This window comes from Kitasatospora sp. NPDC002965 (assembly GCF_040611255.1).
Lineage (GTDB): Bacteria > Actinomycetota > Actinomycetes > Streptomycetales > Streptomycetaceae > Kitasatospora.
Map to the genome: position 1 here is coordinate 24,233 of NZ_JBEXNT010000069.1, position 25,499 is coordinate 49,731.

Sequence of the window (25,499 nt, forward strand, 5' to 3'; positions counted from 1 at the left end):
CTTCGCCGGTCCGGAGCGGTACCGTGCCGGTCCGGCCGCTCCGCGCCGTCCGCGCGGCCCCGCCTCCCGCGCGGCATCATGGTCGGGACGGCACCGTGCCGTCCCGAACGGACCGGGAGCCGATCATGCAGCTGCCTGCCGGGGAAGGACGCGGGCCGGCGGACGACGCGCTGGAGCCGGGGGTGCTGAAGGTCGCGGCGCGCCGTGAGGGGTCCGTGCTGATCGTCGCCCTGGCGGGGGAACTGGACCACACCTCGGCGGACGGTCTGCGGACGGCGCTCGCCGCGCCACCGGAGGGCGGCCTCACCCGGATCGTGGTCGACCTCACCGACCTGCGCTTCTGCGACTCCACCGGACTGAACACCCTCCTGCGGGCCCGCCCGGAGGCGGAGCGGGCCGGGCTGAGGCTGGAACTCGCCGGGCCGCGCGGGGTCGTCGCCCGGCTGTTCGAGATCACCGGGGTGAACTCCGTGCTGCGGATCCACCCCGGGCTCGACGCCGCGCTGGGCGCCGGGGAGCCACCGGACCCGCAGACACCGGACCGGCCCTCCGGTCACGGCTGAGGGGCGCCCTGATGACCGTTCCCGGAGTGGGCCCGCCGTCCCGCCGGGACGAGCTCCGGCGGCTGGCCCTGCGCGGCAGTGACGGTGCGGTCCAGCGCTGCCGGGACTTCAGCCGGCGGGCGCTGCTCGACTGGCGGTGGCTGCCGGCGGACGGGGACGAGCGGCAGCCCGACGAGGAACGGCTCGCCGTCGCGCAGGACGTGCTGCTCATGGTGTCGGAACTCGTCACCAACGCCTGCCTGTACGCCCCGGGCGGCCCCCGCGAACTCCGGCTCCGCTGGGACAGCGTCAGGCTCCGGGTCGAGGTCAGCGACGGCAGCCCGGTGCCGCCGAGGCTGCGCCCGCACGCCGATCCGGGCCGGCCGGGCGGGCACGGGCTGCGGGTGGTGGACCGGCTCGCCCGGGTCTGGGGCTCCCGGCCGGAGGGCGGGGGCAAGCAGGTCTGGCTGGAGGTGCCGTCCCCGCTCCACCGCCTCCGGGGCCTCGACGGCCGGGCGAGCTGACCGGTACGGGCGCCGCGGCGGGCGGGGAGCCCGGTCGGGGCGACCGTACCGGCGGCGGGGCCGGCCGGTCAGTGCCCGAGGGCTCGGGCCAGCTCGCCCTTGTTCATCGTCGAACGGCCCTTGATGCCGCGCTGTCTGGCCTCGTTGTACAGCTGGTCGTAGGTGGGCCCGGCGGCGCCCGTGTGCGAACGCTTCCCGCCCCGGTGCCCGGAGGAGACGTCCTGGGTCGAGCTGCGGCTCGCGGTCCTCGACTCGCCGTGCCGGGCGCGTTCCTTGTTGACCGTGCGGGCGGCGATCTCCTTCGCCCGGTCCTCGCTCTCGCCCCGGTCGAGGACGCTGTCCTTGATGTGCTCGTACTGGCGCTCCCGCTTGGGGCTGGATCCTCGGGGCATGGCGGCCACTCCTCCCACGGTCGTGTCCCTGTCCGGGCGCGTCTACCCGGGCGGCCGTCGGGCGAACCCGCCCGGGCCGGCCCTTCGCCCGACCGCCGGCCCTTCGCCCGACCGCCGGACGCACGCCCGGCCCGCCCGCCACGCCGCGCCGGTCGGTGGCAGAGTGGGAGGTGAGGCGGTGCCGCCGCCTCCACCGGCCGGGCTGCCCGCGGGGCTCCGGCCGCGCAGCCGATCCGGGCGGTGGACGGATGGACGAACAGGCGGCGCCGGGAGCGGTGCCGGTGGGCCGGATCACCCCGGCCGAACAGGGGCCGCGCGGCCCGACCGTGCTGCACGCCGCCGCCGGCGGCGCCGGTCTCGACCTGCGGCGCGCCCACCCCGAGACCGGTCCCGTCCTGATGGACGTGATGATGCCCGGCCTCGACGGCTACGCCACCGTCGCCGCCGTCCGCGCCGAGGAGCGCTTCGCCCGCCCGCCGGTCGTCGCCGTCACCGCCAGGGCGATGCCCGGGGACCGGGACAGGAGCCGCGAGGCCGGGGCCGACGACCACGTCACCGAGCCGGTGGACACCGACCACCTGCCGGCCCGGATGCGGCACCGGCCGGACGCGCCATGACCGGCGATCCCTGGCCCGGCGAGTCCCGGCACGGCGACCCCCGGCACGGCGGGGCCGGGGCCGGCGAGGGCGACTCCGCGTCCGGCAGCGCCCGGCTGCTGGCCGCCGCCGTCCGGCGGCTCCAGGACGACGCGGCCCGGGTGCGCGCGGAGGAGGGGCCCCGGACCCTCGTCGACCTGGCCACCGGCATGCTCGCCGAACGGCTGGCCGTGCCGCCCGGTGAGGCGGCCGTCCGCCTTGCCGGGCTCGCCCGCACGGCGGGGGTACCGGTCGCCACGCTGGCGGCCGACATCGTCGGGCGGCAGGAGGACCGGGACGAGCTGCCGACGCCGTCCGGGCCGGCCGGGCCGTCGGCGCAGCCCGCCCGGAACCCCGCTGCCGAGCGGGCCGCCGAGCCGGTCGCCGCAGCGGTCGCCGCCCGGGCGATCGCCGCCGCACCCGACCTGCCGGCCGCCGTCGACGCCCTGCTCCGGCAGATCGCCGGACCGCTCGGCGCCCACGCCGTCGTGGTCTGGCAGCGGTTGCCCGGCGGGGCCCTCGCACTCGTGGCCCAGGCCGGGCTCCGCGCGGACGAGGCCGGAGCCTGGAGCCGCGTCCCGCCGACGGTCGCCACCCCGGCCCAGCGGGCCGTCTCGGAGGGCGTCGAGTGCTGGCCCGACGACGGGACCGCGGGTACCACGGGCCCCGTCCCGGCCGTGCCGTCGGTCGGTGGTGTCGACGCGCCGCGGCTCGTCCTCCCCCTTGTCGACGACGGTCGGCGGCGGGGAGCGCTCGAAGTGCTCTGGCCCGGCCCCGCACCCGTTCTCACCCCGCCGCAGCACCGCCGGCTCCGCGCCCTCGCCGACCTCTGCAGCACCCTGCTCGGCGATCCGGGCGCCCCGGCCGAACCGGACCGGCAGGCCGACGTGCTCGACGGTCTGCTCACCCCCGCCCTGCTGCTCGAACCCGTCCTCAGGGACGGCCGGGTGGTCGACTTCACCATCCTCCGCACCAGCCCGCCGTTCCGCGACCCGCTCGGCCGCCCCCGCAGCGGGCTGGACGGCGCCTCCCTGCTGGAGGTCTACCCGGTCGCCTGCGCCACCGGCCTGCTCGAACCGCTGCTGCGCGCCCACGCGAGCGGCGAACCCCGGTCCGGCGAGCGTCTCCACGTGGTCTTCCGGAGCGGCGGGACGGACGTGCCCGTCACCGTCCGGCTCGCCGTCGCGCCGTTCGGCCGCCGTCTGCTGGTCACCTGGCAGCCCGCGGCCGACCGGCCCGGCGAGTCCGACCAGGCCGCCGTGCAGCACCAGGCCCAGCGGCTCGCCCGGGTCGCCGGCTTCCAGGAACACCCGGGGACCGGCCGGATCCTCTGGGGCGAAGGCCTGGCCGAGCTGTACGGGCGGTCGCCGCAGGCCCCCGCCGTTCCGCTGGCCGACCTGGCCGGGCACGTCCACCCCGACGACGAGCCCGCCGTCCGGAGGCTCGTGGACGCCGTCGAGCGCCGCCACCGCACCTCCTCCGCCGTGTTCCGGCTGCGCCACCCCGACGGCACCGAGCACTACACCAGGGTCGTCGTCGAGCCGGTCCTGGACGAGGACGGCCGGCTGGACGCCGTCCGCGGGGCGTACCTCGACGTGTCGGCGCAGCACCGGACGGAGATCGCGCTGGGCGCCACCCGGCAGCGGCTCGCCGACAGCGAGCAGGAGACGGTCGAGAGCGAGCAGTTGGCCCTCAGCCTCCAGCAGGCGATCCTGCCCTCCGCGCCGCCGCCGCTCGACACCACGGGCCTGCGGGCCGCCGTCCGCTACCGGCCCGCCGCCAAGCGGGAACGGGTCGGCGGCGACTGGTACGACGTGCTGGTGCTCCCCGACAAGCGGGTGCTGCTGGCCGTCGGCGACGTCGCGGGGCACGGCGTCGGCGCGGCCACCGGCATGGTCGCGCTCCGGCACGCGCTGCGCGGCCTCGCCGTCACGGGTGCCGGGCCGGGCCGGCTGCTGGAGTGGGCCAACACCGTCGCCCTGCGCGAACCGGGACAGGTCACGGCCACGGCCGCCTGCGTGCTGTTCGACCCGGCCGGTGGCGAGGTGCGCTGGGCCCGGGCCGGACACCTGCCGCCGATCCTGCTGGGTCCGTCCGGGGCCGAGGTGCTGCCGCTGCCGCACGGGGTGCTGCTCGGCGCCCTGGAGGAGGCCGTGTACGAGGAGCGGACCGTCCAACTGGTCGCCGGCGACGTCCTGCTGCTCTACACCGACGGCCTCGTCGAGCGCCGGGGCCACCCGACGGAGGAGTCCGTCGACCAGCTGATCCGGGCGGCCGGTCCGCCCGGCCACGACCTGGAGCGGTATCTGGACAGCCTGTTGGAGCTCAGCCCGGCCGACACCGACGACGACACCTGCCTCGTCGCCGTCCGGATCGAGTAGCGCGAGGCCGGCCCGCCGTGGAGGGGCCGGCCGTCTTCGCGCGTTAGCCCCGGGGCGGGGAGGGTAGGCGCGGGTCGACGGGGTGGAGCCGGGGTGAACGGGACCGGAGGACATCGCCATGCTGCTGTTCGGACTTCTGCTGATCGTCGCGACCGGGGCCTTCACGGGCCTGCTGATCGCGGACAACCTGTCCGGCGGGCCGGAGTACCAGGTCACGATTCTGGGGCAGGACCTGGTGACGCTCGACGCCCTGGGGATCTTCCTGGCCGGTCTGGCGCTCGCCCTGCTGTTCTGTCTCGGTCTGGCGCTCGCCACGGCCCGGGTCTTCCGCCGGCGTCGTGGCGCCCGGCACGCCGCCCGGTCCGGGAAGCACCCGGCCGAGGACGTCCGTCAGGACCGGCCGCCCGTCCGCGAGGAGCCTGCGGGCCGTGAGGACTCCGCGATCCGTGCGGACTCCGGCGTCCGTGCGGACCCGGCCGTCCGGGACGTCAGGGGCGAGCCGCCCGCCCGTGGGGACGCACCGCGCTCACGGTCCGTCGACGGGGCGGACGGCCGCGCCGTCGCGGCACCGGGCGAGGAGGCCTCGCACGGCGGCGGACTCCGCCACTTCCCCGGACGCTGACACACGAGTCCGACGCTGACACACGAGTCCGGGGCGCCGGCCGAGCGCCGCAGGTGCCCCGGAGAGGACGACGAACCAGGAGGGATCGACTCTGATGACCTGCAGCCGGCTGTACGACGGGCCCGGCACCGCCGGGCCCGGCACCGCCGAACCAGGCACCCCCGCGTCGAGCACGGCCGACCCCGGCACCGGACCCCCGTGGGAGGCCGGCCGGCTGCCGCTGTCGGCGCACCCCGGCGTGGTCTCCGCGGCGAGGGACTTCACGGCGTACCGGCTGGCGGGCAGAGCCGACCCGGTCGTGGTCGGGGACGCCGTGCTGCTGGTCTCCGAGGTGGTCTCCAACGCCTGCCGCCACGCCGGGACCCCGCACGACCTGCTGCTCGTCCAGGGGCCGGGACGGCTGCGCGCGGAGGTGTCCGACGGCAGTCCGCGCCCGCCGAGGCTCCGCACGACGCACGGTCCGGACGACGTCGGCGGCCTCGGCCTCTTCCTGGTGGACCGGCTCGCCCTGTGCTGGGGCTGGTACCCGCAGGGCCGGGGCAAGGTGGTGTGGTTCGAGTTCCGGCTGCCGGAGCCGTGACGCCCCGCGCCGGTGCTCAGGTGGAGCGGCGGTAGTACGTGACGCCGACGGTGACCGGGCCGCTGTCCGGGCCGGTCGCGAGCGGGCGGACGACGGCGAACTCCCGGCCGCCGGCCGCCCGGACGCAGAAGCTCCGGTCGGGGCGGAGGGTGCTGAAGGGCAGGGCGGACGCGGGCTGGGTCTCGACGCCCTTGACGCAGTCGGCGAGGCCGAGGCCGCCCGCCGGCGCGATGTGGGCGTCGCTGTCCTCCGGGATGTAGAACTCGCCGGCGTGGCGGCCCAGGTACCAGGTGGAGGCCTCCTGCGGCGCGACCTTGCCGGCCCGGAGGTCGAACTCGTAGGTGTGGTCGGGCGAGGTCAGTTCGAGGCCGGAGTAGACCACCGTGTAGCCGGGGACCGCGGTCGGCGACGGCGTGGCGGTCGGCGTCGTCGGCAGGTCGGTGTGGCGGCTGATCTCGCTGCTGACCTGCTGGGGCAACCAGTCGTCGGAGAAGCGGAGTTCGCCGCCGGTGGCGGGGTGGTCGCGCGCGGCCTCGATCAACCGGGCGGTGTCCGGGCGGTCCGCGGGGTCCTTGGCCAGGCAGCGCAGGACCAGCTCGTGCAGCCCGGCGGGCAGCCGGGAGAGGTCGGGCTCCTCGTGCACCGCCCGGTAGAGCGCCGCGGGCTCGGGTCCGTCGCCGAAGGGCGGTGCGCCGCCGCCGACGTAGGCGGCCAGCGCGCCCAGCGCGAAGACGTCGGTGGCCGGGGTCGGGGCGAGCCCGAGGACCTGTTCGGGGGCCATGAAGCCCGGAGAGCCGATGCTCAGGCCGGTGCTGGTGAGCGGGACGGCGTCGGCGGCGCGGGCGATGCCGAAGTCGATGACGCGCGGGCCGTCGGCGGCGAGGAGGACGTTGCCGGGCTTGAGGTCGCGGTGGACGACACCGGCGGCGTGGATCGCCTGCAGGGCCTCGGCGACCCCGGCCAGGAGCAGCAGGACGGTGCGTTCGGGCAGCGGACCGTGGCGGTGCACGACCTGCTGGAGGGAGGGGCCGGGCACGAAGGTGGTGGCCAGCCAGGGTGTGGCGGCGTCGGTGCCGGCGTCGACCACCTGGGCGGTGTAGAGGCCGTGGATGCGCCGGGCGCTCGCGACCTCCTGGGCGAAGCGGTGCCGGAACTCGGGGTCCTCGGCGAGCTCGGGCCGGACGACCTTGAGCGCGACCGGGCGTCCGCCGGGGGTGTACGCGAGATAGACGCGGCCCATGCCGCCCGCGCCCAGCCGCGCGCAGAGGCGGTATCCGCCCACCTCGCGGGGGTCGTCCGGGGACAGCTCCCGGAACGCCGTGGGTGACGGGGCACCGAAGGGTTCTGCGGTCATGCTGGCTCCAGCGGGTCGAGCGGGTGGCGGCGGTGAACCGCACGGATCATACCCCGACTGTAGTTTCAGTCAGGATGGCCCCGGGGTCCGCGATCGGCCGGCCTCCCGGTAAGGTGATCGCTTGTGGCTGACCGTCGAACCCTGATCATGGAAGCGGCCGCGCGGGTCATCGCCCGGCGCGGTGTCCGCGGGCTGCGCGTGGAGGAGCTGGCGGCCGAGGCGGGCGTGTCCACCGCGCTGATCTACTACCACTTCAAGGACCGCGCGGGGATCCTCCGCGCGACGCTGGAGTTCATCAACGACCGCGCCGAGCGGTACACGACGGAGCGCGCGGCGGACGCCCCGCCCCTCGACGCCCGGGGCGAACTGCGGCAGACGTTGCTGCTGGAGCTCCAGGACACCCCCGAGGTGCGCGAGAACAGCACGGCGTGGGGGGAGCTGCGGGCGAGCGCCGTGTTCGATCCCGATCTCCGGGAGGACCTGGCCCGGGCCACGCTGGTGTGGGTCCAGGAGGTCACCGACCTGCTCGGCAGGGTGCACCCGATGAACGGGGCCGCCTCGCTCGCCGCCTCCGCGGAGCGGCTGACCGCGCTGCTGGAGGGGCTGAGCGTGCGCTGGCTCAGCGGGAGCCTGCCGGTGGCGCACGCGCGCGAGCTGATGGTCGGCGCGATCGACGGCGAACTGGAGCGGCTGCGCGGCTGACGCGCGCGGCGTTCCGCCCCGGGCCGGGACGGTCCGGGGCTTCGTCGTCTCCGGACTCCGGTCCGGACTCCGGTGTCGCTGCCCGGGTCGACGCGCAGGCGTGCCCCTCGATTGTTGACTGAAAATTCAGTCAATGCGAGAGTGAAGGGAGCGGCGCCGGGCGACATCCGCCCCGGGCGCCCCGTGCAAGGCCACCGGCCGCGCCGAGCGCGTGCCTGCCGACGGACCGCCCCTGTCGGCGGGCGTCCGGCCACCTGGTGGGCAACACTTGATTCGGAGACCCGCATGAGCGACACCCACGGTGACAGCCGATCCCTGTTCGGCCGACTCTTCGGAGCGCAGGCCCCGCGCGGGTCGGTCCCGGACGCCGGCCGCGCGCAGGAGGCGACGGACACGGGCCTCCCGCAGTGGTGGGTGGACCGCGACGACGTCCCGCACGCCCGCACCTGGATGTCGTGGCCCTCGCGCCGGTCCGTCTGGGGCCGGCAGCTGTCGGGCGCCCAGCAGGACATCGCGCTGATCGCCCGGACGATCGCCCGCTTCGAGCAGGTCGTGCTGTGCGCCCCGGACGGCTACAGCGTCCGGGAGGCGCAGGCCCTGTGTGGTCCCGCCGTCACGGTGATCGACACCGTCCCCACCGACGACCTGTGGATGCGGGACACCGCCCCGGTGTTCCGGCGCGACGGCTACGGGCGGCTCGACGCCGTCGGCCTCAACTTCAACGGCTGGGGGAACAAGCAGACGCACCGTGACGACGCGGAGGTCGCGCAGGGCATCGCCGGCCTGCTCGGGATCCCCTTCTCCCGCGCCGACTTCGTCGGGGAGGGCGGGTCGGTCGAGACGGACGGCGACGGGACCCTCATGGCGACCGAGAGCAGCCTGGTCAACAAGAACCGCAACCGGGGCATGAGCCGGGACGAGATCGAGGAAGCCGTCCTGGAGGTGTACGGCGCGGACCGGATGATCTGGGTCCCGGGCATCAAGGGCAAGGACATCACCGACGACCACATCGACGTCACGTCCCGGTTCGTCCGGCCCGGTGTCGTCATGGTCCAGCTGCCCCCGGCGGACCGCGACGACGTCTGGGCCCGGGACGCCCGGGAACAGTTCGACATCCTCTCCCGGGCCACCGACGCCCGCGGCCGCAGACTCCGGGTGATCCGGGTGGACGGTCCCGACACCGTCCGCTCGCGCGACCCGAAGTTCGTCGACTCCTACCTCAACTTCCACGTCGTCAACGGCGGTGTCGTCGCCACCCGGTTCGGCGATCCGGTGAAGGACGAGGCGGCCCGGCGCACCCTCGCGGAGGCCTTCCCCGGGCGCGAGGTCGTCCAGCTCGACGTCGACCGCCTGATGGCGGGCGGCGGTGGCATCCACTGCTCCACGATGCAGGAACCGCTGCCCCAGGAGCAGTAGACCGCCGCACCCGGTGACCGCACCCGGTGACGCCCCCGCGGTCCGCCCCACCGTTCCGCCGTCCTGAACCCCCGCCCAGCGCCTGACCCAGCCGGAGCCTCCTGTGTCTGACATGTCCTCGTTCTTCTCGTCCGCCCGGTCCGTCCGGTCGGCCCCGTCCCGCCGGACGATGCTGCGCGCCGCGGCCGGCGCCGGCCTGCTCTCCCTGGGCGCGGCGGCCTGCGCGTCGCCGGACGACCCGGAGGAGGCGCTTCCCCCGGGCCCCTCGGAGTCGCCCGCCCCGCCGGCGCCGCCCGCGCCGGGCGGGTCGCAGCCGCCCGCGCCCGGCGGCGGCGCGACCCCCGGTCGCCGGTTCGGCGCCGAGTGGGAGAGCCACACCCGGACCTTCATGTCCTGGCCGGCGTCCACCGGCATCTGGGAGGACCAACTCCCCGAGGTCCGCGCGGACATCGCGCGGCTGGCGCGCGCCGTCGCCGGCTACGAGGCGGTCGTGATGTTCGCCCGCCCCGCGCAGGTGGCCGCGGCGCAGAACGCGTGCGGCAGCGACGTCGAGGTCGTCCCGCTGCCCGTCGACGACCTGTGGGCCCGCGACACCGTGCCGGTGTTCGTCGAGGACGGATCGACGCTGAAGGGGGTCGACTTCAACTTCAACGGCTGGGGCAACAAGCAGAAGGAGCACGCGAACGACTCGGCGCTGGCCGCCGCCGCCCTCGGGAGGTACGGGCTGGAACGGGTCGCCACGCCGCTGGTCGCGGAGGGCGGGTCCTTCGAGACCGACGGGGAGGGCACCCTGATGGTCACCGAGAGCTCGGTGGTCAACCAGCGCCGCAATCCGGGCCGGAGCCGGGACGAGATCGAGGCCGAACTCAAGAAGGCCCTGGGCGTGACCAAGGTGATCTGGTTCGCGGGCGTGCGCGACCAGGACATCACCGACGCCCACGTGGACTGCCTGGTGCGGTTCGCGGCGCCCGGGGTCGTGCTGCTGGACCAGCCGTTCCCCGGTGCGCCCGCCGACGTCTGGTCGCGCTCGGCCACGCAGGCCCGCGAGGTGCTGAAGTCCGCGACCGACGCCCACGGGAGGGCGCTGCGGGTGATCGACCTGCCGCAGCCCGATCCGGACCGGATCACCGGGAAGGGTGACGCCTTCGTCTCCTCGTACATCAACTTCTACGTGGCCAACAAGTCGTTGTTCATGCCGCGCTTCGGGGACGCCAAGGCCGACGACCGGGCGAAGCAGATCCTGCGCGACCACTTCCCCGGCCGCGACATCGTCCAGGTGAAGATCGACGGGATCGCCTCCGGGGGTGGCGGCATCCACTGCTCGACCCACGACCAGCCCGGCAAGCCGGACGGGAGCTGACCCCTTCCCCTGCCGGTCGCCGTAAGGCGACCGGGTGCCCGGTGGACGGGCTGCTCGTCGTCCACCGGGCGCACCTTCGTCGGCCGGTCGGCGGACGGGCCTCTGGAGGTCGTGGTCGCGGAAGTCGACGGCGTACCGGGCGACGGTTGCCGCACGGCGTGACCGAAAAGCGTGACCGAAAAGTCAGTCGACCGCGAGGCGGCGCTCCGGCCGGGCGTCCGCGAGCTCCGCGTCGATCGCCTCGCCGAGCAGTCGGCGGGCGTGGTCGAGGGGGAGGGACCCGCTGAGCCACCGGACGCTCAGCCCCTCCAGCAGGGCCGTGAGGCGCTCCGCGGACGCGGCGTGCGCCGGTGCGATCCCGGTGGGTCGGGCGCGGCCGAGCAGGTCGGCGATCTCGTGCACCCAGGTGTGGGTGGCCCGGGCCAGGTCCTCGCGCAGCCCGGCCTCGAACACCGCGCTCGCCCGCAACTCGCCCCAGGCGGTGCTGTTCTCGCGCACCTCGGCGGTGTCCTGGAGCTCCAGCAGCAGCGCCTGTGCCAGCTCCGCCCCCGGCGTGTCCGCGAGGGTCCCGCGCCCCGGTTCCGCGGCGTAGCGGTCGGCTCTCTCACTGATGAATCCGAGGGTCTCGCGGAGGATCCCGGCCCGGTCGGTGAAGTGGTAGTAGATCAGCGAGGTCGACACCCCGGCCTCGGCCGCGAGGTCCGCGACCCGCAGTCCGCGGACGCCGCGCCGCGCGATGACCCGGGTGGCGGCCTTGACGATCTCTGTTCGACGGTCTGACACAGGTGCTCTCTCTCCTCGCACGCAGGTAGACGTCCCGGGTGCTTGTCCTGATCATATCTTCAGTCGAGCTCGTGGGGGCGTCCTGAGGGAATCTCTCCGGTCGGGCCGTTTTGCGGCGCCTCCACCCGCGACGTCTGGTCGCCGTGAGGCTCGCCCCGAGGTCCTGGGAGCGGCAGGGGCGGAAGGATGGCTCGAAAATCTTGACTGAACTTTCAGTTCGGTCCAGGATGTGGGTCACCCCACACCTCCCGATCCCTCCAGGGAGCCCCATGAACCACCCCGTTTCCCCCCGTCGCAGCGTGCTCAAGTTCGGTGCGGCGGCCCTGCCGCTGGCCGCCCTCGGTGCCGCACTGCCGGTGAGCGCCCGCGCCGCCTCGGCGGCCCCCACCCCCGCAGCGGCCGGACCGCGGCCCGGCGCGGCACTGCGGATGCCGGCGGAGACCGATCCGCACACCCGCACCTTCATGGCCTGGCCCGCGCTGTCGTCGGTCTGGCAGAACCAGCTGTCCGGCGTACGCCGGGACATCGCCGAGCTCGCCCACACGATCTCGCGCTACGAACCGGTCGTGATGCTGGCCCGTCCCGGGCAGGCCGCCGCCGCGCGGTACGCCTGCGGATCGGGCGCCTACCACCCGATCGAGGTCCTGGACATTCCCGTCGACGACCTGTGGATCCGGGACTTCGGACCGACCTTCGTCGTGGCGCCCGGGTCCGTCGCCGGTGTCGACACCAACTTCAACGGCTGGGGCAAGCGCGGCACCTCGTACTACCAGCCGTACGCCAACGACGCCGCAGCGGCGGCCGGCCTGCTGGCCGAGTACGGGATCGACCGCATCCGGGCCCCCTTCGTCGGTGAGGGCGGCTCGCTGGAGACGGACGGCGAGGGCACCCTGCTCGTCACCGTCAGCTCCCTGGTCAACCCCAACCGGAACCCCGGCAGGTCGCAGGCCCAGGTGGAGCAGGGGCTGAAGTCGGCGCTGGGCGTCGAGAAGGTCATCTGGGTCCCGGGCCTCGCCGGCCAGGACATCACCGACTGCCACATCGACTGCCTGGCCCGGTTCACCGCCCCGGGCAAGGTCATCCTGGACCAGCCCGGGCCCGGCACCGACGACCGGTGGGTCGCCGTCTACAACGAGACGAAGCGGCTGCTGCACGCCGCCACCGACGCCCGGGGCCGCCGCCTCCAGGTCACCGAACTGCCCGGGCCGGACCGCCGGGAGATCCGCGGCCGCGGCAAGGACTTCCTGTCCAGCTACACCAACTACTACACGGTCAACGGCGCCGTCATCGCCCCGCAGTTCGGTGACGGCTACGCCGACGGCGTCGCCTACGCGATCCTCCAGGCCGCCTACCCGGACCGCCGGATCGTCCAGACCGCCATCGACGGCATCGCGAGCGGCGGTGGCGGCATCCACTGCTCCACCCAGTCGCAGCCGGCCGTGCCCGACGCCCGCTGAGAGCCACCGCCGCCGCCCCGGCGGGGCACCGCCCGTGCCCCGCCGGGGAACCGCACCCACCGCACCGACGGCACCCACCGCACCGACCGAACGCCCGAACAGAGATGAGTTCCATCGTGAGTTTCCGCATGCCTGCCGAGTGGACCGAGCACGAGCGCTGCCTGATGGCCTGGCCGACCCGCGCCGACCTCTGGGGCGACACCTTCGAGGAGGCCAAGCGCGAGTACGCCGACGTCGCCCGGGCGATCGCCGGGTTCGAGCCGGTGACCATGGTCGCCCGCCCCGGCCAGGGCGAGGAGGCGCGGGTCCTGTGCGGTGACGGCGTCGAGGTGGTGGAACTGCCCATCGACGACTCCTGGTTCCGCGACTCCGGCCCGATCTTCGTGCTCGGCCCCGGGGGCGAGCGCGCCGGCGTGGACTTCCGCTTCAACGCCTGGGGCGGCAAGCACCACCCGTACGACACGGACGACCGGATCGCCGGCGTGCTGCTGGAGCGCCTCGGCGTCGAGCGCATCGACTCCCGGATGATCCTGGAGGGCGGCGCCGTCACCGTGGACGGCGAGGGCACCCTGATCACCACCGAGCAGTGCCTCCTCCACCCCAACCGCAACCCGGGCATGAGCAGGGCGGAGATCGAGGAGGAGTTGAAGGCCAGGCTCGGCGTCACCACGGTGATCTGGCTGCCGTGGGGCGGGCTGCTGGACACCGAGACCGACGGCCACGTGGACGGCGTGTGCGCCTTCGTGGCCCCCGGCAAGGTGGTGGTCCAGCTCCCGAGCGACCCGGAGCACCCCGACTACGCCCGGATGCGCGAGAACCGCGCCGTCCTGGAGGCCGCCGTCGACGCCCGGGGCCGCCGGCTGGAGATCCTCGACCTGCCGCAGGCCGCCTTCGTCGAGGTCGACGGCAAGCGGACCGAGGTCGGCTACCTCAACTTCTACGTCGCCAACGGCGGCGTCGTCGTGCCGGTCGCGGGGGTGCCCGAGCAGGACGAGGGCGCGCTCGCGGTGATCGCGGCGGCGCTGCCCGGCCGCAAGGTCGTCGGCATCCGCTCCCGGGTGATCGCCTACGGCGGCGGCGGGGTCCACTGCATCACCCAGCAGGTGCCGGTGGCCCGCCCCACCGCCTGAGTCCCCACCGCCTGACGCCTGACGCCCGACGCCCGAGGCCCGACGCCTCACGCCCGCCGCCCACCCGCCGGGTGCCCCACCGCCCGGTGCCCGGCGCCGTACCTTCCGCCGTCGGACCGCCCGGCCGGTCCCGCGACCCACCCGCGGGCCCGGCCGGGCCGCCACCCTCCCTCGCCCCGTCACGCACGGAAGAGAGCCACCCTCATGCCAGAGCCCCAGGACGGGTCCCGCACCCGTAGATCCCCCCGCCGCCGGCAGGCCCCCGCGGCGGCCGCCCTGGCCGCCGCGACCTTCGCCGCGTTCACGTTCGCCTCCGGCTGCGCCGGCCCGCCGAAGGACGGGGGCACCGACGGCGAGTCGTACCGGCTGTCCGCCGGCACCCCGGCCGCCGTCGGCGAGCTGGACTCGTTCACCTGGGCCGTCTACGCCGAGCCGCCCACCCTCGACTACGTCTCGGCCTTCGACTACCCGCAGAACACCGTCCTGTCCAACGTCTGCGAGAGCCTCATGCGGTGGACCCCGCAGCTGACCCTCGCGCCGGGGCTGGCCGAGAAGGCGTCCAACCCCGACCCCACCACCTGGGTCTACGACCTGCGGCCCGGCGTGCGCTTCCACGACGGCCGCGTGATGACCGCCGAGGACGTGGTGTACAGCCTCGGCCGCCAGATGAACCCCGACAACGCGGCCGCCTGGGCACAGCAGTTCCAGAACGTCAGCTCCGTCACCGTGACCGGCCCGCTCCAGGTCACCGTCAAACTCACCCAGCCGGACTCGCAGTTCAACCAGTACATGGCCACCGCCGCCGGCGTCGTCGCCTCGAAGGCCGGGATCGAGGCGGCCGGCCGGGACTACGGCACCAGCGGTGGCCTCGCCTGCACCGGGCCGTTCGAGCTCGGCGACTGGAACAAGGGCCAGTCGGTCGAGCTCAGGCGCTTCGACGGCTACTGGGGGCAGAAGGCCAAGTCGGCCAAGGCGGTCTTCCGCTTCCTCACCGACCCCTCGGCGCGGGTCAACGCGATGCTGAGCGGCGAGGCCGACGGCGGCTACCTGATCCCCACCGAGAGCTACGGGCGGCTGCGGGGCAGCGGCTCGGGCACGCTCTACTTCGGCGAGGGCCTGAGCACGGTCAACGTCAACGTCACCACCATGCAGGGCGTGCTCGGCGACCTCCGGGTCCGGCAGGCGCTGTCGCTCGCCCTCGACCGGACGGGTTTCGTCCGCACCGGCCTCGGCGGGGCCGGGCACGTCACCGGCTCGCTGACCAGCCGCGCCGCCTGGGCGGGCGCGCCGGAGGAGGTGCGCAGGGAGGCCTTCGAAGGACTCACCCCGACCGCGCCGGACATCGAGCGGGCCAAGGCGCTGATCAAGGAGGCCGGCGCCACCGGGAAGACCCTGACCGTCGCCACCAGCCCGATCGGTCAGGACGTGTCGGTCCTGGCCACCGCCGTCCAGTCCGCCGGTGCGAAGATCGGCCTCGACGTGCGGCTGAAGACGATCGCGCCCAACGCGTTCACCGCGCTGTTCACCGACCCGCAGGCCCGCGAGGGCGTCGACCTGTTCCCGGAGACGTACTACGACTCCATCACCGACCCGCTCGACCTGCTGGCCAACTTCCGGACCGGCGCCTTCCAGAACTTCGCCTCCTTCAGCGACCCCGCCTACGACGACCTGGTCAAGAAGGCCGTCAACGCCTCCGACCCCGCCGAGCGGTTCGCCATCACCGCGCACCTCCAGCAGATCGCCTCCGACCAGCTGCTCTGGATCCCGGTCGCCGAGTGGCCGACCGCGGTCTTCCTCAACAAGCGGATCACCGGCGCCCCGACCACCATCGCGTACATGTACTACCCGTGGGCCGCCGACGTGGGGGCGGCCCGGTGAGCTTCCTCAGATTCGCCGCCCGCCGGCTGGCCGAGATGGCCGCCACCCTGGTGGGCGCCTCGTTCGTGATCTTCGGCGCGATGTACCTCGCGCCGGGCAGCCCGGCGAGCTTCCTGCTCGCGGGCCGCTCGGCCTCCCCGGAGGCGCTGCGGGCGATCAACGCCCAGTACCACCTGGACGAACCGTTCCTCCTGCAGTACCTGCGGTGGGCCGGTCAGGTCCTCCACGGCGACTTCGGCCGCTCGATCACCTACCGGACCGACGTCTCCCGGCTCCTCGCCGACCGCCTCCCCGCGACCCTGCTGCTGGTGGCGATGGCCCTCGTCCTCGTCGTCGCGCTCGGCCTGCTGCTCGGCTGGATCGGCGCGGTCCGCGGCGGCGCCGCCGACTCCACCATCCTGGTGACCACCACCGTCGCCGTCGGCACCCCCGCCTTCGTCGCCGCCGTCCTGCTGCAGGGCCTGTTCGCCGTGAAGCTGGGCTGGTTCCCCACCGGGGGGACCGGCGACGGTCTCGGCCAGATGCTGTGGCACCTCGCCCTGCCCGCCCTCGCCCTCGCGCTCTACCTGATCGGCATGCTCGCCCGGGTCACCCGCGCCGCGATGCTGGACGTCCTCGGCCACGAGCACGTCACCGTCGCCCGCAGCCGGGGCGTCTCCGAACACCGGGTCGTCCGCCGGCACGTCTTCCGCAACGCCCTGGGCACGCTCCTGACCACCGGCGGGCTCGTCGTCTCCACGCTGCTGGTCTGCACCGTCCTGGTGGAGACCGCGTTCAGCGTCGGCGGCATCGGCCAGCTCCTCGAACTGTCCACCACCACCAAGGACTTCCCCACCGTGCAGGCCATCTCGCTGATCATGGTCGGGCTGTTCATGGCGGTGAACTTGGTCGTCGACCTGCTCCACCCGCTGGTCGACCCCCGGGTCACCCTCGGCGCGCGGGAGGCCGCCCGATGACCGCCGTCCTGACGCGCCGGTCCGGTCTCGGCCGGATCCGGACCGCCCGCGCGCCGCTGCACCGGATCTGCCTCGGCTTCGTCGCCCTGGTCGTCCTGGCCGCGGTCCTCGCCCCGTGGCTCGCCCCCGACGACCCGAACGCCGTCGACCTCGGTGACGCGCTCGCGGGACCCTCCGCCGAGCACCTGCTCGGCGTCGACGCCGCCGGCCGGGACACCCTCGCCCGTCTGGTCACCGGCGCCCGCACCTCCCTGCTCGGACCGCTCGGCGTGGTCGCCTTCTCGACCCTGGCCGGCGTCGCCGTCGGCGTCACCGCGGCCTGGCGGGGCGGCTGGCTGGACTCCGTCCTCTCCCGCAGCACCGAACTGGTCTTCGCCTTCCCGGGCATGCTGCTGGCCATCCTGATCGTCTCCGTGTACGGCGAGGGCCTGCTGGCCCCCGTCGTCGCCCTCGCGATCGCCTACCTGCCCTACGTCAGCCGTCTCACCCGCTCCCTCGTCCTCGCCGAACGCGCCCGCCCCTACGTCGAGGCCTACCAGGTCCAGGGCCATTCCGGCCTGCAGATCTGCCTGCGCCACGTCGTCCCCGGCATCGCGCCGGTCGTCCTGGCGCAGGCCACCATCAACTTCGGCTACGCCCTGATCGACCTGGCCGGGCTCTCCTTCCTCGGGCTCGGCGTCCCCGCGCTGACCCCCGACTGGGGCCGGATGGTCTTCGACGGCCAGTCCGCCGTCCAGCACGGCTACCCGCTGTCGGCGGTCCTGCCCTGCGCCGCGATCGTGCTGACCGTCGTCGCCTTCAACGTCGTCGGCGAACGCTGGGCCGACCAGGTCGCCAGGAGGGACCGATGACCGTCCTCGACATCCGGGCCTACCGCCTGCGCCTGCCGAACACCGCCCGGCCCGTGCTCGCCGGCGTCGACCTCACCGTCGGCGCCCGCGAGACGGTCGCCCTGGTGGGGGAGTCCGGCTCGGGGAAGAGCCTGACCTCCCGCAGCGTGCTCGGCCTGCTCCCCGCCGGAGCCGCCACCGAGGGCACCGTCCGGGTCGGCGGCGACGACGTCCTCACCATGACGCCCGAGCAGTTGCGCCGGCTGCGCACCGGCACCGCCGCGATGATCTTCCAGGACCCCCGGGCCGCCATCAACCCGCTGCGCCGCCTCGGGGACTTCCTCACCGAGAGCGTGCGTCTCAACGGGGGCCTGTCCGCCGAGGCCGCGACCGCGCGGGCCACCGAGATGCTGGACGCCGTCGGCCTCCCCGCGTCGGTCCTGGGCCGGTACCCGGGCCAGGTGTCCGGCGGCATGCTCCAGCGGGTGATGATCGCGGCCGCACTGATGGGCGATCCGGCGCTGATCCTCGCCGACGAGCCCACCACGGCCCTGGACGTCACCTCCCAGGCCGAGGTGGTCGCCCTCCTGGGCGACCTCCAGGAACGCTTCGGCACCGGCCTGCTCTTCGTCACCCACGACCTGGGCCTCGCCGCCGCCATCGGTGACCGCGTCTACGTGATGTACGCCGGGCGGATCGTCGAGACCGGTCCCGCCGAGGCCCTGTTCGCACGGCCGCGCCACCCCTACACGGCCGCGCTGCTCGCCTCGACGCCGCGCCTGGACGGTCCCCGGGGCCGGCTCGCCGCCATCGAGGGCCGGCCGCCCGGCCTGCGCGACGAGCCGGTCGGCTGCCCCTTCGCGCTGCGCTGCCCGCTCGCGACCTCTGAGTGCACCCGGCAGGCGCCCGAACTGCTGCCGGTCGACGGCGAGCCGGGCCGCCGCACCGCCTGCCACCACAGCGACCGGACGGGGGAGGCGACCGCCGATGCGTAGCCCGGACCTCGGGGCCGCGACCCGTTCGAAGGGAGAGCCGCCGATGCGGAGGACCGTGCTGGAGGTGGTCGGGCTGCACCGCGCCTACGGAGGCGTCCGGGCCGTCGACAACGTCTCCTTCACCCTCGCCGAGGGCAGGTCGCTGGGCATCGTCGGCGAGTCCGGCTCCGGCAAGACCACCACCGCCCGGATCGTCGTGGGACTGGAACGGGCGGACACCGGCCGGGTGCTGGTCCACCGCCGGGACCGCACCGAGCGGCGGCGCGGCCGGGTCCACCGGCTCGCACGGGCCCGCGAGGTGCAGATGGTCTTCCAGGACCCGTACCTGTCCCTGGACCCGCGCACCACCGTCGGCGCCGTGCTGCGCGAGACCCTCCGGCTGCACTTCCCCGACGCCGACCACCCCCGCCGGATCGCCGAGCTCCTGGAGCAGGTCGGCCTCGGGGAGCGGGAGGCGGGCGCACTGCCCCGGCAGCTCTCCGGCGGCCAGCGCCAGCGGGTCGCGATCGCCCGGGCACTGGCGGTGGAACCGGCGGTCCTCGTCCTCGACGAGGCGGTGGCGGCCCTCGACGTGTCCGTGCAGGCGCAGATCCTCAACCTGCTCGCCGACATCCGGGAGGCGACCGGCATCGGCTACCTGTTCATCACCCACGACCTCGGGGTCGTCCGGTGCGTCACCGACGACGTCATCGTGATGCGGCACGGGCGGGTCGTCGAGTCCGGTCCGACCGCCGAGGTCCTCGCCAGGCCGAGCCACCCCTACACCCGGCTGCTGCTGGACTCCGTGCCCGGGCCCGGCTGGGACCCGCGGTCCATCGCCGCCGCACGCCGCGCGCTGTCGGACAGCCCGTAGCGGCGGCCCCCGTACCCGGGTCCGGACCGTCGACGCCCCCACGGCGGCGGTCCGGGCCCGTTCCGGTCCTGGCCCGTGCGGCTTCACCCCGCGCCGATTCGCCCGATCGGCGGCGCGCGGGCTCACCGGCACGCCCCCCGGTCACCTCTACTGTCGGATATCGCCCGATTCGGGTGCATGCGGATGAACGAGGGGACCTGCTGTGAGTGAACCTTCCCTGTCCCGCCGGTCGGTGCTCCGCTCGGGGGCGGCCGTCGCCGCGCTCGCGCTGCTGGAGGGCTGCGGCTCCGACGCGGAGCCGGCCGGCGGGACGCAGCCGTCCTCGCCGGGCGCGTCCGCGAGCCCGGCCTCCGGACCCTCCACGGCGGCCCCGGCCTCGTACGCCATGCCGGCCGAGTGGCGCCCCCACACCAGGACGTTCATGGCCTGGCCGGCCCTCGAAGAGGTGTGGGGCGACCAACTGCCGGCCGTCCGCGAGGACATCGCGCACGTCGCGCAGGCCGTCGCCCGCTTCGAGCCGGTGGTGCTGATGGCCCGCCCGGACCAGAGCGCCGCGGCCCGGCAGCTGTGCGGCTCCAGCGTGGAGGTCATCGACCTGCCGGTGGACGACCTGTGGGCCCGCGACACCGGCCCCACCTTCGTCACCGGCCCGGCCGGACTCGCGGGCGTCGACCTCAACTTCAACGGCTGGGGCGGCAAGCAGACCCACACCGAGGACGGCCAGGTCGCCCGCAGGCTGCTCGACCGCTACGAGATCCGCCGCATCCAGGCGCCGATCACCGGTGAGGGCGGCGGGATCGAGGTCGACGGCGAGGGCACCCTGATGGCCACCGAGAGCTCCTGGGTCAACGAGAACCGCAACCCCGGGAAGAGCCGTGACGGGATCGAGGCCGCCTTCAAGGAACTGTTCGGCGTCCGGAAGGTCATCTGGTTCGCCGGGGTGGCCGGACAGGACATCACCGACTGCCACATCGACGCCCTGGCCCGGTTCGCCGAGCCCGGCGTGGTGCTGATCCACCGCCCCGGGCCGGACAGTCCGCCGGACATCTGGTCCCGGGCCTCCGACCAGGCGCTGGAGGTGCTCCGCGGGGCCACCGACGCCATGGGCCGCCCGCTGCGGATCGTGGACCTCACCGAGCCCGACCTCAGCGGCGTCCCGGACCCGGGGAAGGACTTCCTGGCCACCTACCTCAACTACTACGTGGTCAACGGGGCCGTGATCATGCCCCGGTTCGGGGACAGGGCGTCCGACGACCGCGCGGCGGGAATCCTGGCCGACCTCCACCCCGGGCGCGAGGTCGTCCCGGTGAGCATCGACGCCATCGCCGCCGGCGGCGGGGGCATCCACTGCTCCACCCAGCAACAGCCCGAGGCGACGGGCGGCTCCGCCGCTCCGGCGAGCCCGTGACCGTGTGAGCTCGTGATCCCGGGGGGTGTCGGCGGCCGTCAGCGTTCAGCCGCTCCCGTCGCTCCCGTCGCTCCGGCCGCGAGCCCGAGGACGAGCGCCCGCACCACCGGCGCGGGGTCGACGGCCGCGCCGAGCGACTGGAACGCGGCGAGCCCGTCCGTGCCGGCCGCCGCGGCCTCTCCCAGCGGGCGGGGGTCGAACCCGCCGCCCCGCTCGTCGGCCAGCACCCGGAACAGGGCGACGAAGCACTCCCGCCACCGCCGGTACTCCGCCTCCAGGCTCTCCCGCACGCGCTCGTCGTTGGCGGCGAACCAGTGCAGCGCCGCATGCACCCGCGACAGGTCGCCGGCCTCCGGCTGCGCCAGCATCGCCACGACGCGCTCGGCCCGGTCGGCGAACGTCCCCGGGCCGGCGACGGCCTCCTCCAGGGGGGTGATCCACTCCGGCCTGATGCTCTCCACCAGCGCCACGATCAGGTCGGTGCGGTTCTGGAAGTGGTAGTGGCACATGCCGTGGGTCACGCCGCCCAGGGCGGCCACGTTGCGCGTGGTGAAGGGCACCGAGCCGTCCCCGGCGAGCAGTTCGCGGGCGGCGGCGAGCAGCCGGGCGCGCGTCTGCTCGCCCTTGGCCGAGGACCGCGGGCGCCTGGTGCCGGGCCCGCCGGCGCCGTCCACGGACTCCCGGGCCGCCGGCTCGGCGGGGCGGGGGTCCTCAGCGTGCTTAGCCATCCGGGCACTCTAGCGAGCGTCCGTCGGCCCGGGTGCGCGGGTGGCGACGCGCCGGCGACTCGGGTGCGGGCGGCGAGTCCGGACCGAGAGTCTCGCGCGCAAAGTATTGACCGAGCGCTTGGTCAGTTTTACCGTCATGGCCATCACGTGGAACGACCGCGGATGAGTAGCAGACGGGAGGCCAGGAGATGCACGGTCAGAACGAACCGCACGTGTCGTCCGGCAGAACGCAGGGCGCGCTGGGGCGGCGGAACTTCCTCGCCGCCGCCGGGCTGGCGGCGGCCGGCACCGCCTGGGCCGCGAGCGGATCGGCGGCCGCGGCCGGCCGGGCCGCTGCGGGGTCCGCCGCCGCAGGACCGGCCGCCGCGACGGCCGGCACCTTCACGGTGCCGATCGACACGGTGGCCCACACCCGGACCTGGATGGCCTGGCCGGACGACCCCGCCATCTGGACCGGCCGCCGCGGTGGCCGCCGCGGCGGGACGACGCCCTCGGTCGCCCAGATCCAGGCGAACATCGCCCTGATCGCGAACACCGTCGCCAAGTACGAGCCCGTGTACCTGTGCGCCAACCCCGCCGCCGCGGCGTCCGCCAGACGGGCGTGCCCGGGCGCCAACGTCACGGTGGTCACCACGGTCCCGGTCAACGACTGCTGGATGCGGGACTCCGGACCGGTCTTCCGCACCGACGGTCTCGGCCGCCTGGACGCGGTCGGCCTCAACTTCAACGGCTGGGGCGGCCACCAGGTCCACGGCAACGACGGCAAGGTCGCCGCCCGGGTCGCCGCCCTCGTCGGGGTGCCGTTCACCGCGGCGGGCCTGGTCGGCGAGGGCGGCGCCGTCGAGACCGACGGCGCGGGCACCCTGATGGCCACCCGGAGCAGCATCCTGGTTGCCGACCGGAACCCGGGCATGACGCAGGCGCAGGCCGAGAACGCGATGAAGGCCGCGTACGGTGCCACCAAGGTCATCTGGTTCGCCGGGGTCGTCGGGCAGGACATCACCGGCGACCACGTCGACGCGACCTCGCGCTTCCTCGCCCCGGGCAAGGGGCTGGTCCAGCAGCCGAACGCCACGGACGACCCGTCGGACGTCTGGACCAAGGACGAGATCAACCAGTACAACGTGCTGTCCGCGTCGACCGACGCACGCGGCGTCCGGATCCAGGCCACCAAGCTCGGTGGACCCGACTACTACCGGATCCGGCAGAGCGACCCGGCGTTCGTCGGCTCCTACGCCAACTACTACGTCTGCAACGGCGCGGTGATCGCCGCCCAGTTCGGGGACTCCCGGGCCGACGCGGCGGCGAAGGCGAAGCTGCAGTCGCTCTTCCCGGGCCGCGTCGTCGAGCAGCTGAACATCGACCACCTCGGTCTCGGTGGCGGCGGCATCCACTGCGTCACCCAGCAGCAGCCGGTTCCGTAGGGCGGGACCGGCGGCCCGGGCGGGACCGGCGGGGCCGCCGGGCAGGCCGCAGGCCCGGGGGAGCGGGGGCTCCTTCCCGGGCCTGCGGCGCACTCCCCTGACCGGTGGCCCGACCGGAAGCCCGGTCGGGCCACCGGTCCGGCCCTGTCGGGCCCGGCCCGGTCAGGCCGCCGAGTACCAGACCTGGGCCGCGGTGCCGTTGCAGGTCCACAGGTTCAGCGGGACGCCCTGCACGGCCGTCGACTGCGGGTCGTCCAGGCACTTGCCGGACACGGGGTTCAGCAGGTAGCCGGTGGGCGACAGCAGCCACTGCTGCGTGGCCGATCCCGAGCACGGCGCCAGCTGGACCGGGCTGCCGGCGGTGCCGGCGCTGCCCGCGTCCAGGCACGCCCCGGTGGAGACGCGCAGGGTGCCGTCCTTGACCAGCTGCCAGTTCTGCGGCGGGGTGGTGCCGGCGCTGCACGTGTGGAGACTGACCGAGCCGGCGTTCTCGACCCCGCCGCTCAGGCAGTAGGAGGTCGCCTTGTTGGTGAAGGCGGTCCACAGCGGCTGCCCGCTGTAGGGGTGGCGCCAGTCCTGTCCGCTCGCACCGCAGGTCCAGAGGATCAGCTGGGTGCCGTTGGTGGTCGAGGCGGCGGGGTCGGCCAGGCAGAGACCGGACTGCGGGTTCTGCAGGCCCTTGGCGTTCTGCCTCCACACCTGGGCGCCGGTGCCGTTGCAGGGGTAGAGCTGGACCGGGGTCCCGTCGGCGGTTCCGCCGCCGGTGACGTCGAGGCACTTGCCGAGGGCCCTGACGGTGCCGTCGTTGCCGACCGTCCAGGTCTGGTTCGGCGTCGTGGCGCAGTCCCAGATGTCGGCGGGCATGCTGAAGGTCTCGGGGCCCGCCGAGTTGTTCCCGGCGTCGAGGCACTTGCCGGGGAGCCCGGACGTCACGTTGCCCGTCGGGAGGCCGACGGCGGGTTGGTAGGAGAAGGAGTTCGTGGCGAGTCCGGCGCCGCCGTTCCAGATCTCGAAGCCCGCCTGGACGGAGCAGAGCTTCCCGTCGGCGGGCACGTAGCCCCGGACCACGGCGTCGTTGGTGATCGCGCGCAGGTTCAGGGCGTAGACCGAGCGGACCGGGCTGGTCGCCAGGTAGCTGATGACCTGCTTGCCGTTGGCGGCGTTCTGGTACTGGTGGACCTGGTACGTCCGGCCGCCGAGGGCGACCTGCTGGGTGGCGGTGCCCAGCGGGACGGGCCCGCCCTGCCGGTCGAGCCAGATCATCAGCTCGTGCGAGGTCGTCGGACCGCACGCCTCGGCCGCGTCCGCGTACCAGAGGTCGTAGGCCGCGTTGTACTGCCCCGGGACGCCGGTGCTGGTCCGCCAGCCGGTCAGGGTGTCCCCCATCGTGGCCACGGGCGTGGGGAGTTCACCGGGACGCGGCACGTACTCGATGCGGGTGTACGCGCCCGGGGCCCCGGGCTTGGTGTTGGTGGCGCTGCTGAGGTCGCTGCGGGTGACCGTGAAGTTCGGGCCGCCGTCGCTGGTCATGCAGACCTCGGCCGCGGAGTTCCACTCGTCCGGCATGATCCGGTAACGGCCCCCGCCGACGACCGCCGAACCGAACGGCCCGTTGACCGACGAGCACAGCGACGCCGCCGGGTCCGCCTGCGCCGCCGTGACCAGGCCGCCCTGCAGTCCGCCGACCAGGGCGAGCGTCACGAGGACGGCCCGCGCGCGCCGCCGGAACGGCCGGACGGACGGGAGTCCACCCGTGCGTCCGGCCGTTCCGGCATGGTGATGAAGCCTCAAGTCTGTTCCCCCTGTGAGAGACGGGTGCGTCCCGACGGGATCAGACTGTAGTGCGAACGGTCCGCCGGTCCGCCCGGGTTTCGCACCCTCGGGGGGATCCGGGCCCGGTCGGCCGGGGCCGTGGGCCGGAGCTGTGGACCGGGGCGGCGGTCAGGCCAGGATCTTGGCCTTCGCCTGCGCGAACTCCTCGTCCGTGATGTGGCCCGCCGCGCGGAGTTCGCTGATCTTGGCCAGCTGATCCGCGGTGGACGGCTGGTCCGAGCCGGCCGCGGTGTCGCGGACGTACGTCCGGAACCGCTCCTCGCTCTGCTGCGCCCGGCTGAGCTCGCGCTCGCCCATGCCCCGCCCGCGGGCGATGAGGTAGACGAAGACACCGAGGAAGGGCAGCAGCACGACGAACACGGCCCAGCCGGCCTTGGCCCAGCCGCTCAGCGAGTCGTCGCGGAAGAGGTCGGCGATGATCCGGAACAGGAGCATGAACCAGAGGATCCACAGGAAGAACCAGAGCATGGTCCAGAAGATGTTGAGCAGCGGGTAGTCGGCCGCCAGGTTCGCCGCGAAGTTCATGGCGCTGATCTCCCGTCCCGGAACGGCCTGGGCCGGCCCGACGGATGAGTGGGTTCATCCTCATGCTGCGCGTGGTGGGGGTTTTGCGCATCCGTGGGGGGGTGTGGGGGATGCACGACGCCGCTGGACCTGACCGGTGGTGTGGTCGGTGCAGCGGCGTTGTCGTGGGCCCGGTGGGTGGGTTGCCCGGC

General features: G+C 74.5%; 23 protein-coding genes and 1 pseudogene. 18 read left to right on the forward strand and 6 right to left on the reverse strand.

The annotated features are described in order from the left end of the window. The first annotated feature begins 125 nt into the window (after nucleotides 1-125). Both ABZY91_RS24775 and ABZY91_RS24780 read left to right on the forward strand, forming a co-directional pair. Nucleotides 126-563: an STAS domain-containing protein gene (locus tag ABZY91_RS24775; RefSeq protein WP_355405274.1), complete on the forward strand. Its 438-nt coding sequence runs from the start codon at nucleotides 126-128 to the stop codon at nucleotides 561-563. A gap of 11 nt (nucleotides 564-574) precedes the next feature. Then, on the forward strand, nucleotides 575-1,066 hold the full coding sequence (locus ABZY91_RS24780; protein WP_329879849.1) for an ATP-binding protein: 492 nt from the start codon (nucleotides 575-577) through the stop codon (nucleotides 1,064-1,066). A gap of 68 nt (nucleotides 1,067-1,134) precedes the next feature. Here ABZY91_RS24780 and ABZY91_RS24785 read toward each other — a convergent pair whose 3' ends face one another. Then, entirely contained in the window at nucleotides 1,135-1,458 is a 324-nt protein-coding gene (locus ABZY91_RS24785; protein WP_355405275.1) for a plasmid stabilization protein, read from the reverse strand. Nucleotides 1,459-1,706: 248 nt separating this feature from the next. Between ABZY91_RS24785 and ABZY91_RS24790 the strand changes: the two genes are divergently transcribed. From ABZY91_RS24790 to ABZY91_RS24805, 4 genes are all read left to right on the forward strand, one after another. Next, the gene (locus ABZY91_RS24790) at nucleotides 1,707-2,075 is read left to right on the forward strand and encodes a response regulator (RefSeq protein ID WP_355405276.1); all 369 of its coding nucleotides are present in this window, start codon (nucleotides 1,707-1,709) and stop codon (nucleotides 2,073-2,075) included. Next, nucleotides 2,072-4,474, forward strand: a complete 2,403-nt coding sequence (locus tag ABZY91_RS24795) for a SpoIIE family protein phosphatase (protein WP_355405277.1) — start codon at nucleotides 2,072-2,074, stop codon at nucleotides 4,472-4,474. Before ABZY91_RS24790 ends, ABZY91_RS24795 begins: the two co-directional genes overlap by 4 nt. A 118-nt stretch (nucleotides 4,475-4,592) precedes the next feature. Next, complete coding sequence (locus ABZY91_RS24800) at nucleotides 4,593-5,096, forward strand: hypothetical protein (RefSeq protein WP_355405278.1); 504 nt, start codon at nucleotides 4,593-4,595, stop codon at nucleotides 5,094-5,096. Between the two features lie 94 nt (nucleotides 5,097-5,190). Beyond that, on the forward strand, nucleotides 5,191-5,676 hold the full coding sequence (locus tag ABZY91_RS24805; RefSeq protein ID WP_355405279.1) for an ATP-binding protein: 486 nt from the start codon (nucleotides 5,191-5,193) through the stop codon (nucleotides 5,674-5,676). A 448-nt stretch (nucleotides 5,677-6,124) separates the two neighbouring features. On the opposite strand, the pseudogene ABZY91_RS24810 reads toward ABZY91_RS24805, so the two are convergent. Further along, nucleotides 6,125-7,030: pseudogene (locus ABZY91_RS24810) on the reverse strand (serine/threonine-protein kinase); the annotation flags it as partial. 123 nt (nucleotides 7,031-7,153) lie between these two features. Here ABZY91_RS24810 and ABZY91_RS24815 point away from each other — a divergent pair. The 3 genes from ABZY91_RS24815 to ABZY91_RS24825 all read left to right on the forward strand — a co-directional run bounded on the left by ABZY91_RS24815 (nucleotide 7,154) and on the right by ABZY91_RS24825 (nucleotide 10,508). Beyond that, nucleotides 7,154-7,732, forward strand: a complete 579-nt coding sequence (locus ABZY91_RS24815) for a TetR/AcrR family transcriptional regulator (protein ID WP_355405280.1) — start codon at nucleotides 7,154-7,156, stop codon at nucleotides 7,730-7,732. Nucleotides 7,733-8,017: 285 nt separating this feature from the next. Then, nucleotides 8,018-9,148, forward strand: a complete 1,131-nt coding sequence (locus ABZY91_RS24820; protein ID WP_355405281.1) for an agmatine deiminase family protein — start codon at nucleotides 8,018-8,020, stop codon at nucleotides 9,146-9,148. Nucleotides 9,149-9,260: 112 nt separating this feature from the next. After that, nucleotides 9,261-10,508 (forward strand): agmatine deiminase family protein, encoded by a 1,248-nt coding sequence (locus tag ABZY91_RS24825; RefSeq protein WP_355405282.1) that lies wholly within the window; start codon nucleotides 9,261-9,263, stop codon nucleotides 10,506-10,508. 183 nt (nucleotides 10,509-10,691) lie between these two features. Here ABZY91_RS24825 and ABZY91_RS24830 read toward each other — a convergent pair whose 3' ends face one another. Then, a complete protein-coding gene (locus ABZY91_RS24830; RefSeq protein ID WP_329879859.1) occupies nucleotides 10,692-11,291 on the reverse strand; it encodes a TetR/AcrR family transcriptional regulator in 600 nt (199 codons plus the stop codon). Between the two features lie 269 nt (nucleotides 11,292-11,560). Here ABZY91_RS24830 and ABZY91_RS24835 point away from each other — a divergent pair, with 269 nt between their 5' ends. The 8 genes from ABZY91_RS24835 (at nucleotide 11,561) to ABZY91_RS24870 (ending at nucleotide 20,798) form a co-directional block, all read left to right on the forward strand. Beyond that, nucleotides 11,561-12,748 carry an agmatine deiminase family protein gene (locus ABZY91_RS24835; protein WP_329879861.1) on the forward strand — a complete coding sequence of 396 codons (1,188 nt, stop codon included), beginning with the start codon at nucleotides 11,561-11,563 and terminating at the stop codon, nucleotides 12,746-12,748. A 116-nt stretch (nucleotides 12,749-12,864) separates the two neighbouring features. Further along, nucleotides 12,865-13,878: an agmatine deiminase family protein gene (locus ABZY91_RS24840; RefSeq protein WP_355405283.1), complete on the forward strand. Its 1,014-nt coding sequence runs from the start codon at nucleotides 12,865-12,867 to the stop codon at nucleotides 13,876-13,878. 204 nt (nucleotides 13,879-14,082) lie between these two features. After that, nucleotides 14,083-15,756 carry an ABC transporter substrate-binding protein gene (locus ABZY91_RS24845; RefSeq protein WP_355405284.1) on the forward strand — a complete coding sequence of 558 codons (1,674 nt, stop codon included), beginning with the start codon at nucleotides 14,083-14,085 and terminating at the stop codon, nucleotides 15,754-15,756. Further along, nucleotides 15,753-16,712 carry an ABC transporter permease gene (locus ABZY91_RS24850; RefSeq protein ID WP_355405285.1) on the forward strand — a complete coding sequence of 320 codons (960 nt, stop codon included), beginning with the start codon at nucleotides 15,753-15,755 and terminating at the stop codon, nucleotides 16,710-16,712. The genes ABZY91_RS24845 and ABZY91_RS24850 overlap by 4 nt, the downstream gene beginning before the upstream one ends. Next, a complete protein-coding gene (locus ABZY91_RS24855) occupies nucleotides 16,709-17,563 on the forward strand; it encodes an ABC transporter permease (protein ID WP_355405286.1) in 855 nt (284 codons plus the stop codon). Before ABZY91_RS24850 ends, ABZY91_RS24855 begins: the two co-directional genes overlap by 4 nt. Beyond that, nucleotides 17,560-18,537 (forward strand): ABC transporter ATP-binding protein, encoded by a 978-nt coding sequence (locus ABZY91_RS24860; protein WP_355405287.1) that lies wholly within the window; start codon nucleotides 17,560-17,562, stop codon nucleotides 18,535-18,537. Before ABZY91_RS24855 ends, ABZY91_RS24860 begins: the two co-directional genes overlap by 4 nt. 43 nt (nucleotides 18,538-18,580) lie before the next feature. After that, nucleotides 18,581-19,390 (forward strand): ABC transporter ATP-binding protein, encoded by an 810-nt coding sequence (locus ABZY91_RS24865; RefSeq protein WP_355405288.1) that lies wholly within the window; start codon nucleotides 18,581-18,583, stop codon nucleotides 19,388-19,390. A gap of 202 nt (nucleotides 19,391-19,592) precedes the next feature. Then, nucleotides 19,593-20,798: an agmatine deiminase family protein gene (locus ABZY91_RS24870; RefSeq protein WP_355405289.1), complete on the forward strand. Its 1,206-nt coding sequence runs from the start codon at nucleotides 19,593-19,595 to the stop codon at nucleotides 20,796-20,798. A 38-nt stretch (nucleotides 20,799-20,836) separates the two neighbouring features. Here ABZY91_RS24870 and ABZY91_RS24875 read toward each other — a convergent pair whose 3' ends face one another. Next, the gene (locus ABZY91_RS24875; protein WP_355405290.1) at nucleotides 20,837-21,526 is read right to left on the reverse strand and encodes a TetR/AcrR family transcriptional regulator; all 690 of its coding nucleotides are present in this window, start codon (nucleotides 21,524-21,526) and stop codon (nucleotides 20,837-20,839) included. Between the two features lie 188 nt (nucleotides 21,527-21,714). On the opposite strand from ABZY91_RS24875, the gene ABZY91_RS24880 reads away from it, so the two are divergent. Then, on the forward strand, nucleotides 21,715-22,950 hold the full coding sequence (locus ABZY91_RS24880; protein WP_355405291.1) for an agmatine deiminase family protein: 1,236 nt from the start codon (nucleotides 21,715-21,717) through the stop codon (nucleotides 22,948-22,950). Nucleotides 22,951-23,112: 162 nt separating this feature from the next. Here the strand turns inward: ABZY91_RS24880 and ABZY91_RS24885 are convergent, their stop codons facing one another. Further along, on the reverse strand, nucleotides 23,113-24,651 hold the full coding sequence (locus ABZY91_RS24885) for a ricin-type beta-trefoil lectin domain protein (protein WP_355405292.1): 1,539 nt from the start codon (nucleotides 24,649-24,651) through the stop codon (nucleotides 23,113-23,115). A 240-nt stretch (nucleotides 24,652-24,891) separates the two neighbouring features. After that, entirely contained in the window at nucleotides 24,892-25,308 is a 417-nt protein-coding gene (locus ABZY91_RS24890) for an SHOCT domain-containing protein (RefSeq protein ID WP_355405293.1), read from the reverse strand. Nucleotides 25,309-25,499 lie beyond the last annotated feature (191 nt).

Excerpts from the sequence above, each read along its gene's own strand:
- ABZY91_RS24860 (WP_355405287.1), top strand. The coding sequence starts at position 17,560 with ATGACCGTCCTCGACATCCGGGCCTACCGCCTGCGCCTGCCGAACACC.
- ABZY91_RS24890 (WP_355405293.1), bottom strand. The coding sequence starts at position 25,308 with ATGAACTTCGCGGCGAACCTGGCGGCCGACTACCCGCTGCTCAACATC.
- ABZY91_RS24800 (WP_355405278.1), top strand. The coding sequence starts at position 4,593 with ATGCTGCTGTTCGGACTTCTGCTGATCGTCGCGACCGGGGCCTTCACG.
- ABZY91_RS24825 (WP_355405282.1), top strand. The coding sequence starts at position 9,261 with ATGTCCTCGTTCTTCTCGTCCGCCCGGTCCGTCCGGTCGGCCCCGTCC.
- ABZY91_RS24865 (WP_355405288.1), top strand. The coding sequence starts at position 18,581 with ATGCGGAGGACCGTGCTGGAGGTGGTCGGGCTGCACCGCGCCTACGGA.
- ABZY91_RS24805 (WP_355405279.1), top strand. The coding sequence starts at position 5,191 with ATGACCTGCAGCCGGCTGTACGACGGGCCCGGCACCGCCGGGCCCGGC.
- ABZY91_RS24835 (WP_329879861.1), top strand. The coding sequence starts at position 11,561 with ATGAACCACCCCGTTTCCCCCCGTCGCAGCGTGCTCAAGTTCGGTGCG.
- ABZY91_RS24855 (WP_355405286.1), top strand. The coding sequence starts at position 16,709 with ATGACCGCCGTCCTGACGCGCCGGTCCGGTCTCGGCCGGATCCGGACC.
- ABZY91_RS24845 (WP_355405284.1), top strand. The coding sequence starts at position 14,083 with ATGCCAGAGCCCCAGGACGGGTCCCGCACCCGTAGATCCCCCCGCCGC.
- ABZY91_RS24795 (WP_355405277.1), top strand. The coding sequence starts at position 2,072 with ATGACCGGCGATCCCTGGCCCGGCGAGTCCCGGCACGGCGACCCCCGG.
- ABZY91_RS24785 (WP_355405275.1), bottom strand. The coding sequence starts at position 1,458 with ATGCCCCGAGGATCCAGCCCCAAGCGGGAGCGCCAGTACGAGCACATC.
- ABZY91_RS24820 (WP_355405281.1), top strand. The coding sequence starts at position 8,018 with ATGAGCGACACCCACGGTGACAGCCGATCCCTGTTCGGCCGACTCTTC.
- ABZY91_RS24880 (WP_355405291.1), top strand. The coding sequence starts at position 21,715 with ATGCACGGTCAGAACGAACCGCACGTGTCGTCCGGCAGAACGCAGGGC.
- ABZY91_RS24775 (WP_355405274.1), top strand. The coding sequence starts at position 126 with ATGCAGCTGCCTGCCGGGGAAGGACGCGGGCCGGCGGACGACGCGCTG.
- ABZY91_RS24875 (WP_355405290.1), bottom strand. The coding sequence starts at position 21,526 with ATGGCTAAGCACGCTGAGGACCCCCGCCCCGCCGAGCCGGCGGCCCGG.
- ABZY91_RS24790 (WP_355405276.1), top strand. The coding sequence starts at position 1,707 with ATGGACGAACAGGCGGCGCCGGGAGCGGTGCCGGTGGGCCGGATCACC.
- ABZY91_RS24780 (WP_329879849.1), top strand. The coding sequence starts at position 575 with ATGACCGTTCCCGGAGTGGGCCCGCCGTCCCGCCGGGACGAGCTCCGG.